Origin of the sequence: Sneathiella aquimaris (genome assembly GCF_026409565.1) — a bacterium.
Classification (GTDB): domain Bacteria; phylum Pseudomonadota; class Alphaproteobacteria; order Sneathiellales; family Sneathiellaceae; genus Sneathiella; species Sneathiella aquimaris.
The window spans coordinates 2,377,979-2,394,895 of record NZ_CP112881.1; the positions used below are offsets into that span (position 1 = coordinate 2,377,979).

Genomic DNA, 16,917 nt, shown 5'->3' on the forward strand with positions numbered 1-16,917 from the left:
GATTACTCCACTAGGCCTGCAATTTGAGATCTTCGGGGGACTGAGACGTCCAGTGCAGCAACACTTCCCGATCAATTTTTGTAATATGTTGTTCGCCAACGATCTGACCGTGGTTCATCACCACAACGCGATCAGCCACCTCAAGAACCTCGTCCAGATCCGCGGCAAGCATCAGGATCGCCCGGTCGCCCCGGTTGGCATGGATATAGGCGTTGATGTCATGACGGGACCGAATGTCCACCCCTTGAAAGGGCTCGTCCAGAATGAGTAGGTTAAAATCAGTGAGCAACCACCGAGCCACAACGACTTTTTGCTGATTGCCACCGGAAAGATCCCCAATGTTTGTGGTCTCACTTTCACATTTCACCCCCATGGACTGGACCATTCGGGTTGCTTCTCGGCTTTCAAAACCATGTCGAAGCAAGCCCAACGGGTTAGAGAAAAATTTCTTTAGAAAGGGAAGCGTTATATTCTGGCGAATTGAGAAATCGGGTACGACGGCGTTGTTTGCGCGGTCCTCTGGCACCATGAAAATACCGTTTTCGATTGCTTCAGAGACAGATCGGTTTTTGATTGAAACGCCGTCAATCAGAATATCACCGGATACTGGCGCGACAAGCCCGAAAAGGACATTTGCCAGCTCGCTTTTACCCGCACCGATCAAGCCCGTAATACCGACGATTTCTCCACTGAAGATTTTGAGGTTTAGGGGCGCCTGACCTTTTTCAACAACCAGATCCCTGATTTCAAGCTTAGGCACACTTTGAGCCGAAATATCAGGCGAATGCCGCTCAATATCCTGCTCAAGCTCACCCACCATTGTGGTGACAATCTGTTTAACATTAAAGGGGCGATCCAAAACGCCACCAAACTGCCCATCCCGTATGACGCCGACCCGGTCGGCAATCCGTTCAATTTCATGCAACCGGTGGGACACATATAAAATGCTCACCCCCATCGCCTTTAGCCGGAACAGCGTCTCAAACAAAAACTCTGTTTCACGTTCCGAAATGGAAGATGTGGGCTCGTCCAAAATAAGAAGCTTGGGATCAGTTGCCAAGGCGCGGGCAATCGCAATCATTTGTCGCTCGCTTTGCTCGAGCTCTGAGACTTCCTGATCAAAATCGATCCCTTGAAGGCCCATTTTCTCGGCAATTTCGCGAGCACGGGCATCAATCTGCTTTGGTCTGTACCAGACAGAACCGCCCTCACTGGACAGCAGTTCGGCCAAGGCAAGATTTTCACGGACCGTCATTGTCTGGACAACGCCCTGATTGATGATCTGGTGAACCGTCGCAATTCCCTTGGATGTAGCATCATGCGGCGAGGAAAATCGGACCGGTTTACCGTCAATCAGGATTTCACCTTCATAGTCCGGATAATAGCCGCAGATAATCTTGATCAACGTTGATTTACCGGCCCCATTTGCACCAACCATGGCGAAAATCTCGCCCGGTTTAAAATCAAACGAAACATTGTCCAACGCCCGTGTTGCGCCAAAGCTTTTCCCGATGTTGCGGACCTGAATCCCTTTTTGATCCGTCATGACGGGGTTGCTCCCCCGGAAAGAGGAGAGATTTCAATGGCGAGCAATGCAAGCTCTTCAAACGATGCATACTCATGGCGGCGAACAACCATTTCAGCCCCCATGCGAAGGGCATTCTCTTCTGCTTTTGCCCGTTCTTCAGGATCTTCGATATCTGCTATATCCGCGACCTTGGCGAGGCCGACAATACGGCGCATCATCTTACAGGCGGCAAAACCGATCATATCAGCAAACAATCGCTTCATGAATTTCTGACGGAACGCTTCTGCACAATCGTCGTTCAAGTCTTTGCCAAAGAAACTTGTTCCCTGTTTTTCGTCATGGGCCCGCCATAACGCGAGGAATTTCTCTTCAAATCCGTTCCAAACCTGCTCGGCACACTGCAACAGCCACTGGCGATATTCAAACGGATCATTTCCCATTTTCCGTTGGCGATAATCATGGGAAAAATAAGCAAGAAACAGGTTTCCGATCATTGCCCCCAAATCAAAGCCCATAGGGCCATAAAAGGAAAATTCAGGATCAATAATGTAGGTTTCTTGTTCATTCGCCATGATCGAGCCAATATGCAAGTCACCGTGAAGCAGTGCTTCGGCTTTTGTCATAAAGGCGTATTTCATCTCGCCAACCGCGGCGCGGACATCGGGGGATCGTTGGATCCGGTCAATCGCATCTTTTGATAAAGCCGGATTATATTCGTTGGTTTCGTTGTCTTCAAATGGATGGGTAAAGACAAAATCTTCTGTGATCTTACACAGCTCAATATTGATGGTCTCGCCAACCAGTTTTTTCTTTTCATCATGTCCCAGATACAGGTCCGACGAATAAAAAAGAGTGCGCGCAACAAAAGTTGAAACGTGATCGGCAAGCTCTGGAAACACAGTTCCCTTCATGATCGACCCACGGATAATTTCATGCTCGTTCAGGTTCTGCATGATGACCAGGGACATATCATCAGACGAATGATAAATTTTGGGGACCAGACCCGGGCAAATACTTTCCTGAAATTTCAACGCCCTGACTTCAGACTGCATCCGCTCACGGGACAAGGGCCAAGACTCGCCAACAACCCGCAGAAAAGGAACCGCCTGCTTTAAAACAACTGTTTCAGAAGGGGTCTTCCGATTGGTAACAATAAACACGAAGTTGAGGTTTCCGTCCCCGACCTCCTGAATGTCCAAATCCTCAAAATCCGTAAAAAGATCCTGCATTTCCGGGAGGTCCCGCACATATTCTGCTGCAGTCTTTATGTCCAGTTGACGATATTCCATACTGAATTTTGCCTCTTAATTCTGTTGTTAACGACGACGAACAATTCGAAAATCAAAAATGTCAGCGCTGTAATAATCGTTGCTATAACAAAGCGCGACGCCCCGGCTGTCGTAAAAAACTTCATCGAAAAGCAGAAAGAGCCCTATCTCACTTTTAAGTTCGGGGAGGTCACGGCGGGTCAATACCGTGGGATGGAGGACACTTTCCGCATGGGAAACAATACGGTCGTGGTCATCGAATAACTCAAACAACGATCCCGCAAACTCTTCTTCGGTTACCTGTGGTAATAGTTTTTTGGGCACGATATCGATGCAATATGCCGCCAATGCTTTATCGGCACGGCGCACACGCTCGATTTTTGCAACTTCGTCCCCAACGTCAATCCGCAGTTTTTCAGCAATCGCTTCATCCGCCGCCAAAAACGTAACTTCCAAACGACTGGTAGAAGGGGTAGCGCCGACAGATCGGATATGCTCTGAAACGGATCGTAATTCATCCAAGCCATTTTCAAGCAGAATAGGAATTTGACGAATGAACGTGCCCTTCCCCTGAATGCGCTCAAGAATTCCCTTGGATTCCAAGTTGGCCATCGCTTCGCGCAATGTAGAGCGGCCCACGCCCAAAAGCTCCTGAAGCTCTGGTTCAGTCGGCAACCGGTCCCCACCTGTCAGCTTTTTGTCCGAGATGAAATCAATAATCGCATCCTGAACTCTTGCTTGAAGCGGTTTTTCCATATGTAAATTCATCTGATGCCCCAAGAATCACACACACATTCATCTGACTAATTTTGAACAATTATCCGCTTAAACCTTATTTTTATGTGTTTTTCAGCAGTAATTCAAAATTCATCTGATGAATATGATGCAAATTCATCTGATGAATGTCAATAATAATTCTGACAGTTTTATGAAAGTTCCCCCCCTCACCCTTTTTTAATGAGCCACAACACCCGAAAATCAGGGTGTACACCAATAAAAAAGCGGCGGGACTCTATCCCGCCGCTTGAACGCTCAACCACTCTTACTGGAAGGGTCGTTTACATATCGAGTATTTTACCATACCGAACAGCGCTTTCCCCTTTTTTGATATTCAGCGAGGGCATGACCATCACGCAATTGTCATACGGGGTTTCGACCGGGTCATTCCCATCATACCCGATCACTGTGCCGGCCTTTTCCAGAATTTCCATGCCTTCATAAGCGTCAGCATAGCGGAAATCATCTGTTTGTACCGTATAGGGACCACTTACCTCCACGAAGGTTTGTTTGGGCAGGTCGTCTGCGGTCGGGCCGAACGCGTTGAGCAGATCGTCAGAGATCATGCCAAAGACATGCAGGAACTGATAGGCAGATTTAATCGCCAGCGCGCCTGTTTCAGCGGCCCAATGAGTTCCGCACTCAACAAGCAACGCGTTTTTTGGACTATTGGGATTAATAAAGTCCCCATAATCCCGCATACGAGTACCATTTTTATGGCCCGCATCAGAAATCACGAATTTCGGCAAACCAACATCTTTAGCAAGTTTACGGCCTTTCGCGACGGGCCCCGCCATCATCAACGGGGCGGGCGAAATCAGCATCGAATGAATGTCCAGAACGAAATCTACAGCATCAACAATCGGACGCACTTCCCGTGCCCTCTTCAGCTCGACGCTATCCCGCGGTCCGTCCAGTGTCTCTGCGGTCCAAACCCGGTTAAAATCCTCATCAACAAATCGGGATTTAGTGGGATCTTCCGGATTGAAGCTATGAAAGGCCGCGACATTCATAAAAGCAAGCGTAAGCTTGCCCCGAAGCGGGCGCACCTTCTGTTTATGCAAATGATCAACCGCGATTGCGCCGCAAAGCTCGTTTCCATGAACAACGGCACTGATCATCACATGAGGACCATCCACCCCTGAATCATAGGTCGAAATATAGTCGATACCCGTATTTCCCTCTTTATAGGCACTGATATCAGGAGCCTGCAATTCAACGTCAAATTTGGGTACTTCTGTATTGCTCATGGTTCTGCTTTCTATTTTACAGTTTTAATTATTGAAGTTCTTTTTCACATATTCTTTGACATATGTGACGAATATTCGGGTGATTTCCGAGGGTGGATGTTTTGCGGGAAATCCGAAGGCGTAAGCATAATTCATGGACTGTTTAAACGGTATCAGCTCCACCCCAAACCGGCGATGCCGCGCGGCCGTAATTTCGTTCACAATTGTAATGCCAAGGCCCTGCTCCACCAAAACGCAGGCCATTTCAATGGTTGACGTTTCCAGCTTGAATTTTGGCAAATACCCCTCTGCGGCAAACAACTCTTCCAGACGGTGGCGGGAATTATGCCCCTGCATCATTGGAATAAGGTTCTCGCCGATAAGATCCTCTATCCCCACGACTTCTTTTTTTGCCAATCGATGCTCTTTGGGAACAACACAAACGGCTTTAGGAGAATCCAATATTTCCATTTTCACGCCAGGATGAGAAATCGGCATCGATACCAACGCCACATTCACCCGCTGGTTCGCCAGCATCTCAAGCGACGTCCGGCTTGTTCTTGTTTCAATCGAAATAGAGACTTCTGGATAGTCCAGAATAAATTCTTTGATCGCTTTGGGAAGGAAACTTAGGCTCAGACTGGGAACCGCCGCAATCTGAATTTTACCGCTTTGCACGGTGTCTTCATCCTGCGCATCCTTGACCACCCTTTCGATACCCATAAAGGCTTTCTTCGTTTCCGCTTGTAGCCTTAACGCAAATTTTGTCGGCACCAAACGCCCGCCCACGCGGTCGAATAACGCGAATCCGATATCATTTTCTAACTGATTAACATTTCGACTGACCGCTGGCTGCGAGATACCCAGACGAATGGCCGAGCGTGTGGTTGACCCTTCTTCAACAACGGCGTTAAAGATTTCGAGCTGGCGGAAGTTTAAACCGGCTGAAAAATCAGGCATTTTCCCTGTCCGTCTCACTTAAAATGAGACTTATTATATTGTTGGTAGTATGCACTGGATGCATAAGATAAAAAAAGGACTATACATATACGCATAATTTTGTCTAGAGTGCGGTCAGATCAATGCAGGAATTTTGATCGTCTTATAAAGTGAGACCATCCAGAAGAACTGGATTTTACTACCTGTGCAGGGAGCATAAAATGTTTAATCAAAAACGGGGCCTGGCAGCGGCTGCCTTGGCCGTTACGCTTGCGTTACCCGGCGTTTCACACGCTGAAACACTTACGATTGGGTTGCCCGCTGAGCCAAGCGCCATTGACCCTCATTACCACAACCTGGGACCCAATAATGCGGTCCGTCGCCATGTATTTGAATCATTGGTCAATCAGGACGAAAAACAGAATCTAGGCCCACTGCTGGCTGAATCCTGGAAACCAACAGGCGAAAAAACCTGGGAATTCAAACTCCGTAAAGGTGTGAAGTTCCACGACGGAACTGAATTCAAGGCAATTGATGTCATTTATTCAGCGTGCCGCATCCCAAACGTTCCAAACAGCCCTTCCAGCTTTGAAAGCTTTACCAAAGCAATCAGCGGCTTTGAAACACCTGACGATTACACACTGATTGTTAACACTGATAGCCCAACGCCTCTTCTGCCCACTTACTTTGCCAACTGGGGCATTCTGTCGGCTGCAGCAAACGGCGTTACAGGCCCGATAGCCTATGATAAAGCAGATTGCGGAATTAAAAACTTCCCAAGCACTGCTGATTTCAACAGCGGCAAAGCAACAATTGGTACAGGCGCTTTGAAATTCTCAGAATTTGTCAAAGGCGATCGTCTCGTTTATGAGAAAAACAATGACTATTGGGGTGCAAAAACCGAATGGGATAAAGTTGTTATCAAGCCGATTACCAATGCAGCAGCCCGTATGTCAGCATTGCTCGCGGGTGACGTCGACTTTATTGCGGCACCGCCAACGCAAGATCTGGACAAGCTGAAATCCAATCCAAAGTTTGAACTGTCCCAAGGACTGTCAAACCGTGTCATTTACCTACACATGGATCAGTTTGGGCCAACATCAAACGGTGTTAAAGGCACTGGTAAAGCAACGGCTAAATATGAAGGCGAAGGTCCTTGCGCTTCGAAAGAATGCGAAAAGAACCCGTTCCTTGATATCCGCGTTCGCCAGGCTTTGTCCAAAGCCATCAACCGCGATGCCATTGTTTCAAAAATCATGGGCGGCGTTGCTGTTCCTGCCGGCGAGTTACTGCCGCAGGGTTTCTTCGGCACCAATCCTGGCATGAAGCATGAAGCTTATGATCCAGAAGGCGCCAAAAAACTTCTGGCTGAAGCAGGCTACCCAAATGGATTTGAACTTGTTCTTGGCACACCGAATGACCGGTACATCAATGATGCAAAGGTTGCGCAGGTTATTGCACAGATGTTCACACGCATCGGCGTCAAAACATCCGTCAATGCCATGACAAAAAGTGTTTTCTTTAAAACACGGAACAAGTACGAGTTTTCAATCTATCTTGCAGGTTGGGGCGCCGGTACGGGTGAAATGTCGAACCCATTGCGGGCTCTCGTCGGGACACGCAGTAAAGAAACCGGCCTTGGCGGTACAAACCGTGGCCGTTACAGCAACCCTGATCTGGACAAGAAAATCCTGACTGCTCTGGCAACTGTTGACGAAGCCAAGCGCGAAAAAATTCTTCAGGAAGCCAGCCGTCAGGCAATGAGTGATTACTCTATTTTGCCGCTTCATTTCGAAGTGACGACCTGGGCGCATCGTAAAGGCCTGACCTACAAAGCGCGGGCAGACCAGTATACGATTGCTACTGGCATTACGTCTGCAAACTAATACCAAGTACTGAAAACCGGGCTCTATATCCAGAGCCCGGTTTTTATTAAAATTCAGGAGAAATCCCTTGCTCGCCTTCACCATTCGACGCCTATCGCAAAGTGTCGTCGTCCTGTTCGTGATGTCCATTATTGTTTTTGCCGGGGTTTATGCCATCGGTAACCCGGTGGATATTCTCATCAACCCTGAAGCCGATATTGCGGAACAGGAAGAAACAATGCGCCGCCTTGGGTTAGATAAACCCATATGGACACAATACGGCCTGTTTCTATCCAATGCTCTAAGTGGTGACTTGGGAAATTCGTTTGTTCATAACACACCAGCCCTGGACATAATTTTAACGCGCCTGCCAGCAACGCTCGAACTTGCTGTTGTTGCGGTCGGCCTCGCGGTTATTATTGGCGTTCCACTGGGCATGATTGCCGGTCTGAAAGACGATAGTTTTATCGGACGAACGATCATGACCGGCTCTATTCTAGGGTTCAGCCTTCCAACATTCTGGGTGGGTCTTATTCTGATTATGCTCTTCTCAGTTTCCTTGGGGTGGCTGCCGGCCTCTGGTCGTGGCGAAACAACGGACCTGTTCGGTATTCCAGTCAGTTTTCTGTCCTGGGAAGGGCTATCCCATATCCTTTTGCCCGCTTTTAATCTGGCATTATTTAAGATGTCACTGGTGATCCGTCTGGCCCGGTCCGGCACAAAAGAGGTTCTTTTGCAGGATTACATTAAATTTGCCCGCGCCAAAGGGGTCTCAGACACACGGATTATCTGTGTCCATGTGCTTAAAAACATCATGATCCCTGTTGTAACAGTTCTTGGTCTTGAGCTTGGTAATGTTATTGCCTTTGCCGTAGTTACTGAAACTGTTTTTGCCTGGCCTGGTATTGGAAAGCTATTGATCGATAGTATCAGCAATCTGGACCGCCCTGTTGTGGTGGCCTATCTGCTGCTGACGGTGACAATGTTTATTTTGATCAACTTTATCGTCGATATTCTTTATTCAGTTCTTGATCCACGCGTTCGTTTGGGAGGGTCCAACTAATGTCAGCGACCCTCACAAAAGAAAAAGGCGTAAATCCATGGCGTCAGTTTATCTCTGAGTTTGCAGAAAAAAAACTGGCCGTCGTTGGCTTCATTGTTTTTGTCAGCCTTATTTTTGCGGCTGTCTTTGCCCCTTGGATCACCCCGCAAGATCCGTATGATCTGACCCAGATTGATTTCATGGACGGCCGTTTGGCCCCCGGTTCAGAAGGCGCTACCATGACCTATTGGTTGGGAACCGATGATCAGGGTCGCGATTTGTTATCCGGCATATTTTATGGCTTGCGGACGAGTTTGGCCGTAGGGGCCCTGTCGACGTTGATTGCGTTAATTTTTGGCGGTGCCCTTGGACTGATTGCCGCTTATTTTGGTGGACGCGTGGATACGCTGATCATGCGTATTGCCGATTTGCAGCTGAGTTTCCCGGGGATCTTGATCGCACTGATCCTTGTGTCTGCCCTTGGGCAGGGGATTGATAAAATCATCATTGCACTGGTCGCGGTTCAGTGGGCTTACTACGCCCGAACAATCAGGGGAACCGCCCTTGTAGAGCGCCGAAAAGAATATATCGAAGCCGCAACCTGTCTGGCGATCGACCACAGACGTATTGTGTTCAAACATCTTATGCCAAACTGCACACCGCCGCTTATTGTCGTCGGGACAGTTCAGGTGGCGCATGCCATTGCATTGGAAGCGACACTCTCTTTCCTTGGGATCGGTGTTCCGATTACCGAGCCGTCACTCGGTCTTTTGATCAAGAACGGTTTTGACTACATGCTAAGCGGTGACTACTGGGTGAGTTTTTACCCCGGTCTTGCGCTTCTCATCACAATTGTCAGCATCAATCTTGTCGGCGATCAGCTGAGAGATGTCCTAAATCCGAGGCTGAAAAAATGAGTAATTCTGAACCAACACTTGAAGTCAAAAACCTGCAAACGCAGTTTTTTACCAAGGCCGGCATTGTTGACGCTGTTAATGATGTCAGTTTTTCAGTAGATCGCGGGGAAGTCCTCGGGCTCGTCGGCGAGTCCGGTTCTGGTAAATCCGTGACGGGCTTTTCAATATTGGGGCTTGTTGATGCGCCCGGCAAAGTGACCGGCGGACAAATCCTTTTTAAAGGAGACGACCTGACCCAGTATTCCGAAGATCAGTATCGGAAAATCAGGGGATCAAAAATTTCAATGGTCTTTCAGGACCCAATGATGACCCTCAATCCGGTATTGCGGATTGATACCCAGATGATTGAGGCCATTCGCGCCCATGAAAACATCTCAAAGAAAGAGGCTTTCAGCCGCGCAAGAGATGCCTTGGGTCAGGTTGGCATTCCTTCACCTGAAGAACGCCTCAAATCCTATCCCCATCAGTTTTCAGGGGGCATGCGTCAACGGGTGGCCTTCGCAATTGCCCTTCTGAACAAACCTGATTTGATTATCGCCGACGAGCCAACGACGGCTCTTGACGTTACCATTCAGGCCCAGATCCTGTTTGAAACACAGAAACTCTGCCGGGAAACCGGCACAGCCCTTGTCTGGATCACCCATGATCTGACAGTTGTTGCAGGTCTTGCCGACAAAGTATGTGTCATGTATGCCGGTAAAGTTGTCGAAACGGGTCCGGTGGATGCGGTTTTGGACAACCCCAGACACCCCTATAGTGAAGGGCTGATCGGATCCGTTCCAAGCCGTAACAAGCGCGGTCAGGCGCTTAATCAAATTCCGGGCATGACCCCCTCTTTGTTAAACCTGCCCGCAGGATGTGCGTTCAGCCAACGCTGCAAATACGTGCAGGATGAATGCAATATAGCGCCGGAAATCAGTATCTTGGAAGATGGCCGTAAAGTAAGATGTCATCGTGCAAAGGAGATCTCCGGTGTCTGATAAAGCTACGGAAACACCCATTCTGGAAATTAGAAACATTTCCAAGAAATTCGTTAAACCGCTCGACTTTGCAGAAAAAATTGCTCAGAAACTGGGCTCGGATATTAAAGAAGAAGTCGTTCATGCCGTTGATGATGTGTCCATCAGCATCAAAAAGGGCGAAGTTGTCAGTTTGGTCGGCGAGTCTGGCTGCGGCAAGTCAACGCTTGGTCGCATGGTTGCTGGCATTCTTCCCCAAACCGCAGGCAATATCTATTTTGAAGGCAAAAAAGTTGACGATCTAAGCGGCGCAGCGGCCAAGGAAGTGGCCCTGAAAATCCAGATGATTTTTCAGGATCCCTTTGCCTCCCTTAACCCGCGATTGAAAGTCCGCGAAATTTTGGGGGAAGCGCCCCAAATCCATGGGCTTGTCAAAAAACGAGACATTGAAGAATATCTTGATGATGTGATGATGCGCTGCGGTTTGGACCCGGACTATAAAGACCGGTATCCGCATCAGTTCTCAGGGGGTCAGCGCCAACGGATTGGGATTGCACGTGCGCTCGCGGTCCAACCTGAATTCATAGTTTGCGATGAAGCCGTTGCTGCATTGGATGTTTCAATTCAGGCACAGGTTCTCAACCTGTTCATGGATCTGCGGAAACAACTGGATTTGACCTATCTGTTTATCTCCCACGATCTGGGTGTGGTTGAACATATTTCAGATCGCATTGTCATCATGTATCTGGGGCGTGTGGTTGAATCCGCGACCACAGAAGAATTGTTTGAGAACCCTAATCATCCGTATACTCAAGCGCTCCTGCGTGAAATTCCGAGGCTGAATACCCGGCATTCCGATTTCACCCCGATCGAAGGTGAGATCCCCTCTCCGCTGGACCCACCAAGTGGGTGCCACTTCCATCCTCGCTGCCCGTTTGCAAAACCCATTTGCAAAACGGAAATCCCCACCCTTAAATCCCTCAATGTGGACCACCAGTCCGCCTGTCATTTAAACGAGAATTAACCCGTGCAAGATATCAACAAACCGGGCGTGCTTTTTTTAAACGCGCCGAAAAACACATCTGTTCCCCTTGTTTTGGACAGCCCTCATAGTGGGACTACCTATCCTGAGGATTTTAATCACGCCTCTGATTTCATGGTCCTGCGCCGGGCAGAAGATACCTATGTCCACGAACTCTATGCCAATGCCCCTAGTGCAGGCGCTGTTTTGATGGGGGCTCATTTTCCCAGAAGCTACATTGACGTTAATCGTGGTTTGAACGAGATCGACACCTCGATTATTGATGGTAGCTGGACCGGTCCTGTTACACCGAGTGAAAAAGCAGAGGCTGGGATTGGATTAATCTGGCGTGTTAATCAGCTTAATGACGCGATCTACGATCGAAAGCTTAGCGTTTCTGAAGTCCAGAACCGGATTGACCATTACTGGCAGGCCTATCATGACACCCTGAAAGGGGCCCTCGACCAAAGCGTTCAGCAGCATGGCAAAGTTTACCATATCAATTGCCATTCCATGCCTGAGATAAGCAACGAGTCCTCTAAAGAGGGTCCCGGCGTTCAACGTCCCGAATTTTGCTTGGGAGATCGCCTTGGGACAACCTGTGATGCCGCTTTTGTAGATGTGACCAAAACAACTCTGGAAACCCTGGGCTATCAGGTTGCCGTCAACGAACCCTACGCAGGTGTTGAACTTGTCAAAGCCTACAGCGATCCCTCTGAAAACCGGAACAGCCTGCAGATTGAGATCCGCCGAGATTTGTATATGGATGAAAAAACCCTCGAAAAGTCCGACAATTTCGAAAAATTGAAAAAAGATCTGGATATTCTGGTTCAAAAATTGGCTGAGTTCAGTCTGACAGCCTAATCAGTGTGGCCTTCTGCCTTCGATAAGCTAAGCGGGCGTTTCAAAAGAAGCGCCCGTTTTTTTGTTGCCGATCTGGCCCCGGATACCCCGTTGCTGAATAGCGCTTTTATAAGCTGTCAGCGGGTCCCCCCAAGTCACTTCGCAGGTTCACTGCCAAACGGGTTTCCTCCACTCTACTCTACTGCGCCCCACAAAACACAAGCCCGCCTCTTGCCCTCTGGTTCTCAACAGCCCATGGAATACATAATCAATACCGATATAGTTGGGAAATTGCCAAAGGTCAGCAGGACCCTTGCCCTTCTTTGCGATCTCTCAGTCCGCTCGAAGGTCAAGCCCTTCCAGTTCTGTATAAAAACTGACATATCCTTTTAAATCCGCACATTCCCTAAAAGGATCATCATAACCCCAGACAGCGTTCTTTATTTTCCTGCCTCCAACCAAAAGAGACCAATAACGCGCGTGCCCTTTGAACGGGCAGTAAGTTGTATGATCTGAGGGAACAAAAAAGGACTGAGTACAATCACTCAGTGGGACATAATATCGTGTCGCGCAACCACTTTCATGCAATTCAAGGGCTTTTTCTGTCGCAGCAATCCTTTGATTTTCAAAGAAAACACGCCACTTCTTTGTTGAAGGACTGATCACAATCTCATGCGCTGGATTTTTTATGAAACCAGGGGCCGATTGCATGGCACACTCCTATTCATAGGGCCTTGCACACCATCAGGCCGCGCAAGGCAATGGAGAACTCGCCGCTGAACTTCAGAAACAGCGTTTATTTTTGGCTCCAGCTTCCGTCTTCAGCAAGAAACCACGTTCCGGCAGGCGCACTTCCGGCAATTTGATTGGCATATACCCGGCCCACCTGCTCAGCACTAACGCCCTGACTTTTAGCACGGGCAACATAAATAGAACGGCGTTTGCTATTCACCTCAGACACAAACCCGGCGGCACTGTCTTTGCGGGCGCGCGCGTATCCGTCATACGCCTCTCCCACTGCGCCCGAGGCACGAAGAGTATCCAGATCATCTGCATGGGCGTTAGAAGAAGGGAATATTGCCAACCCTGCAAGGAGGACACTGACACTCAGAACAGAGGTTGCAAATTTTCTGCGGGTGATTTTAGTGTTCGTCTCACGCATCTTAGAAAATCTCCGGATTATTTTTGATGTCGCTTTTCGCATTTTCTTCAATTTTAAGGCGGACTTCCGCATCCAGCTTAATGTTCAAATTAATCGTTATGGGTTCTGAAGGCGCTTGAACTTTGACGGTTGGCGTACACGCCTGAAGGACAACCATCAGTCCAATTGCAGTCATCGACAGGGCCGCAAGTTTTGATCGTTCCACAGACTTTCCTTTGCTCATTTCCGTTTCCTGCCGACGGTAGCACGGAGTGCTTTTTCCGACAAGCGATAGCCGTCCAATACGGTATTTAGAATTTTGTCCAAATTCGTCTCCAGGTTAATATTCAAAACAACGGCTCGATTATTTTCAACATCAGGGTTGGCCCCTTTCGTATGCAGGGTTACTGTATCCGTGCCGCTTTCCTGCTTTCGAATTTTTATACTCAACTCGGAATATCGGAAATTCTCCAGAATATCGAATAACAGCTTGGTCTGCTCTCCCCCTCCTCTCAGGGCACTTCGGGCTTTTTCGGATTTCAATTGCAGGAGTCCCGGTCCCGCTGCCTCCAGATAACCAACGTCAATCAACACGCGATCTCCGTCAAACAATAACGGAACTTTGCCATTTAACGTGCCCGAAGCGGTAAAATCTTCAACGTCACCAAGGGCCATCACCTGTTCCAGATCAAGATTTGCAAGACTAACCATGACCTTGTTCTGAACCGCGCCAATATCAATCTTCTCATTTTCAATGACCGCCGTACCGCCCACCAGTCCCACATTCATCTCATCAAGATAAAGAATTGGGCGCTCCCCTTCTACCAACACCCGAAACTTCAGACGTGGATTAATGATTGTGACCGCAGAGACGATTTCCCGAGCAACAATCTGTTGTGTTTGGCGAATGGTGAACGGAAACAACTCGTCCACTTTGACGGTCCCGTTTAATCCGATCACCGACACCGCCTCCTGAGCAATATTCAGGTTACCAATTTCGAATTCTGCTTTTGAGTTTACGCCAGATTGAGACCATTTTAAGGCGCTTTTCGCACTAACAGTACCGTTCACCTTTAGGGATTTATCAATTCCGGACACGAAATCAGAAGGTTGTATCCCTTCTTCTTCAAAGCGAAGCGGCTTCAGAATAACCTGTCCCACTCCCGTTCCTGCAGAAAGATTGTGCTGCCCTTCGAAAGCCAGAAACGGTCCCAGAAAGTCGTTACTCGCCTCTATATTAACCTCGGCGGTTTCCCCGATTATGGTTGCACCGCCGGTGAATACGGTTTCCTGTTTTAATCGGGCTCCTTTTAACGGAAATAAAACCAGCTTGCCGAGGCTCAGCTTTATGGCCTCCCATCCCTTGGTGACCTCTGCTTTCAGCGTGGCGCCACGAAATCCCAGTCGCTCACCAGACGCATTTAAAAAACCTTGCAGATTTGTAACCGCCACTTGAAAGGGCTGCGCCACCGAAATATTCTTTGCCTCAACTTTTGCTGAAACAGGAGAGAGATTAATATGCCGGTCCAGATATCCCAGCTTCTGCAGTTGGGCAGTGAGAAGACTAAAACGCGGGCCCGCTTCCGCACTCCAGTTCAGAGTGAAATCCAAATCCACATTCCCACTTATTCTGCCAGGAATGTCAGCAAGATAGGCTGAAAAGTCTCCCGGCTGCAAATGGCCAGGCGCGAATGCCTTATGACGAAAACGCCCCGTCAGTTGTGCTGTATTATTTGAAAAATCATACTGCGCATCAAAAGGAAGCGATAATGTCTCTTGACGATCCTGCATCTCTCCCTTCATCGAGAAAATGTCCTCGTCGCGCTGGCCCGTCATCGAAAGAATAAGCGGTGCGAAATAAGGCGTTTTTGATTGGTGGCTGACGGTCACCCTCAATTGTTCCAGTGCCAGCTGCTTTCCGGCGCCCCCCCCCTGAACACGAAGGTCCATTCCCTGAAAGGAAAAGCGATCTGCGTTATAAACAATGTTTCCGATCTGATTCAGGCCGGTCATGGCCACCGTATGCTCATAACTTTGCAAATCCAGATGACTGCGCGCTGACAGGGCAAGGGACTTTGACTGGAATGAATATCCAGGTCCGATCACTTCGATGTTTTTAAACTGAAAATCAGACATGGCTGTGATGGTTCTGGATGACCAATCGAGCTGTGTCTGACTTGACACGATGGCATTAAGCGGAGGTATATCCTTTGCCAAAGACGAAAGGTCAGAAGGCTGCAACCCTTCCTTGTCAAAGGCAATATCCTGAATATCAAAAACCGCTTTCCCGTCCCCGGTCTGCACGTTATGCGTCCCTTGTAACCGAAAAAGAGAGGCCGTGTCTCCAAGCCCTGTCGTGACATAAAAATTCAGTGCGCCCCCAGTTGATGTTGCCTGTCCCGACAACTGAACGGCAGACCATTTGGGGACAGGAGCCTCATGCCGGATAACGCCGCTCTCAATAACCGCTTGCCCCGTCAACGATGCCAGATCGCCCCGCACATTAATCGACAGTTTTTCAAGGAGCACAGGACCGATCTGCGTCTCAATCGCCCCCATCGCACGAATTTGCCCGGCAAATCTGTTATCACTGGTCACCAGCCCATTCACGATCGCCTCAAACTGACGCCCGTCAACCCGCTGAACAATGGTTGCATTTGTCAGATTAACAAGCGGAAAGAGACGTTCTGTTTCAACCTCTACTGTGTCTGATGCTGATTGTCCGACAAGCCGCCTGATTGCCGCAAAACTGCCCCCGGCAAGTTCAGAAATATCCGCATAGATTCCGTTCAGTGAGATCCATTCTACTTTCCCATCCAGCAAAGCTGGAATAGAATATCCTGCCGCCACCTCTTTGACACTCAAGTCCGGCCCGAACTCAACGCTTGAAAGCCGAATTTCGTTAAACCCCACATCCTCAATTTCAATCTGTACCACCGGAAACCCGTTGGATTTCAGATAAGTCGTCGCCGTCAACTCAGCAATGGGAACCCGCGCCAGAAAAAACGCAAGCAGGACAACCAAAACACTGCCAACAATGATCAATATTTTTCGGATTTGCGCGATCTCTTTATCCCCTGTCTTTTAAGTCATCTCAATGAGCGGTAAAACAACCGCTCCCGCGTTGCTATGCTGCCCCATGACTAATCATTACGTCCGTCTCAAACTGGTTATTTTTGTTAAAACATTATTCCAATTCAGGAACAAACCTTCAAACGCAACCCGTTCAGTTTAGAGCAGAAATACAACCTGAATTTCAAGCTGATCAACCTTACTTCGCCGAATAATCAACGGCCACTCTTTTGCTCTTTGTTGACCTCTTGTTGGGCATAATTCCCACACATAACGAACTAAATAAGTATTGCTTCTCATCACAAAAAAACTCTAT

General features: G+C 48.5%; 15 protein-coding genes. 6 read left to right on the plus strand and 9 right to left on the minus strand.

The genetic code is table 11. The features are described from left to right. Positions 1-10: 10 nt before the first annotated feature. The 5 genes from OIR97_RS11280 to OIR97_RS11300 all read right to left on the minus strand — a co-directional run bounded on the left by OIR97_RS11280 (position 11) and on the right by OIR97_RS11300 (position 5,762). Positions 11-1,546, minus strand: coding sequence for a sugar ABC transporter ATP-binding protein (locus tag OIR97_RS11280; RefSeq protein WP_169545728.1), 1,536 nt, complete (start codon positions 1,544-1,546; stop codon positions 11-13). After that, positions 1,543-2,817, minus strand: coding sequence for an S-methyl-5-thioribose kinase (mtnK, locus tag OIR97_RS11285; protein WP_169545729.1), 1,275 nt, complete (start codon positions 2,815-2,817; stop codon positions 1,543-1,545). The genes OIR97_RS11280 and mtnK overlap by 4 nt, the downstream gene beginning before the upstream one ends. A 27-nt stretch (positions 2,818-2,844) precedes the next feature. Further along, complete coding sequence (locus tag OIR97_RS11290; RefSeq protein ID WP_169545730.1) at positions 2,845-3,564, minus strand: GntR family transcriptional regulator; 720 nt, start codon at positions 3,562-3,564, stop codon at positions 2,845-2,847. 290 nt (positions 3,565-3,854) lie between these two features. Further along, on the minus strand, positions 3,855-4,823 hold the full coding sequence (locus tag OIR97_RS11295) for a M14 family metallopeptidase (RefSeq protein ID WP_169545731.1): 969 nt from the start codon (positions 4,821-4,823) through the stop codon (positions 3,855-3,857). 24 nt (positions 4,824-4,847) lie between these two features. Next, on the minus strand, positions 4,848-5,762 hold the full coding sequence (locus tag OIR97_RS11300; RefSeq protein ID WP_169545732.1) for a LysR substrate-binding domain-containing protein: 915 nt from the start codon (positions 5,760-5,762) through the stop codon (positions 4,848-4,850). 200 nt (positions 5,763-5,962) lie between these two features. On the opposite strand from OIR97_RS11300, the gene OIR97_RS11305 reads away from it, so the two are divergent. The 6 genes from OIR97_RS11305 to OIR97_RS11330 all read left to right on the plus strand — a co-directional run bounded on the left by OIR97_RS11305 (position 5,963) and on the right by OIR97_RS11330 (position 12,409). Then, complete coding sequence (locus OIR97_RS11305; protein WP_169545733.1) at positions 5,963-7,627, plus strand: ABC transporter substrate-binding protein; 1,665 nt, start codon at positions 5,963-5,965, stop codon at positions 7,625-7,627. A gap of 67 nt (positions 7,628-7,694) precedes the next feature. After that, positions 7,695-8,669 (plus strand): ABC transporter permease, encoded by a 975-nt coding sequence (locus tag OIR97_RS11310; RefSeq protein ID WP_169545734.1) that lies wholly within the window; start codon positions 7,695-7,697, stop codon positions 8,667-8,669. Beyond that, positions 8,669-9,565 (plus strand): ABC transporter permease, encoded by an 897-nt coding sequence (locus OIR97_RS11315; RefSeq protein WP_169545735.1) that lies wholly within the window; start codon positions 8,669-8,671, stop codon positions 9,563-9,565. The genes OIR97_RS11310 and OIR97_RS11315 overlap by 1 nt, the downstream gene beginning before the upstream one ends. Continuing rightward, on the plus strand, positions 9,562-10,545 hold the full coding sequence (locus OIR97_RS11320; RefSeq protein WP_169545736.1) for an ABC transporter ATP-binding protein: 984 nt from the start codon (positions 9,562-9,564) through the stop codon (positions 10,543-10,545). The genes OIR97_RS11315 and OIR97_RS11320 overlap by 4 nt, the downstream gene beginning before the upstream one ends. Beyond that, the gene (locus tag OIR97_RS11325) at positions 10,538-11,548 is read left to right on the plus strand and encodes an ABC transporter ATP-binding protein (RefSeq protein ID WP_169545737.1); all 1,011 of its coding nucleotides are present in this window, start codon (positions 10,538-10,540) and stop codon (positions 11,546-11,548) included. Before OIR97_RS11320 ends, OIR97_RS11325 begins: the two co-directional genes overlap by 8 nt. Positions 11,549-11,551: 3 nt before the next feature. Further along, positions 11,552-12,409, plus strand: a complete 858-nt coding sequence (locus tag OIR97_RS11330; protein WP_219821734.1) for an N-formylglutamate amidohydrolase — start codon at positions 11,552-11,554, stop codon at positions 12,407-12,409. Positions 12,410-12,721: 312 nt separating this feature from the next. On the opposite strand, the gene OIR97_RS11335 is transcribed toward OIR97_RS11330, so the two are convergent. From OIR97_RS11335 to OIR97_RS11350, 4 genes are all read right to left on the minus strand, one after another. Then, positions 12,722-13,099: a DUF427 domain-containing protein gene (locus tag OIR97_RS11335; RefSeq protein WP_169545738.1), complete on the minus strand. Its 378-nt coding sequence runs from the start codon at positions 13,097-13,099 to the stop codon at positions 12,722-12,724. A gap of 85 nt (positions 13,100-13,184) precedes the next feature. Continuing rightward, complete coding sequence (locus tag OIR97_RS11340) at positions 13,185-13,550, minus strand: YdbL family protein (protein WP_169545739.1); 366 nt, start codon at positions 13,548-13,550, stop codon at positions 13,185-13,187. A 1-nt stretch (position 13,551) separates the two neighbouring features. Next, positions 13,552-13,773: a YnbE family lipoprotein gene (locus tag OIR97_RS11345; protein WP_219821735.1), complete on the minus strand. Its 222-nt coding sequence runs from the start codon at positions 13,771-13,773 to the stop codon at positions 13,552-13,554. Then, positions 13,770-16,574, minus strand: coding sequence for an intermembrane phospholipid transport protein YdbH family protein (locus OIR97_RS11350; RefSeq protein WP_169545740.1), 2,805 nt, complete (start codon positions 16,572-16,574; stop codon positions 13,770-13,772). Before OIR97_RS11350 ends, OIR97_RS11345 begins: the two co-directional genes overlap by 4 nt. Between the last annotated feature and the right edge of the window lie 343 nt (positions 16,575-16,917).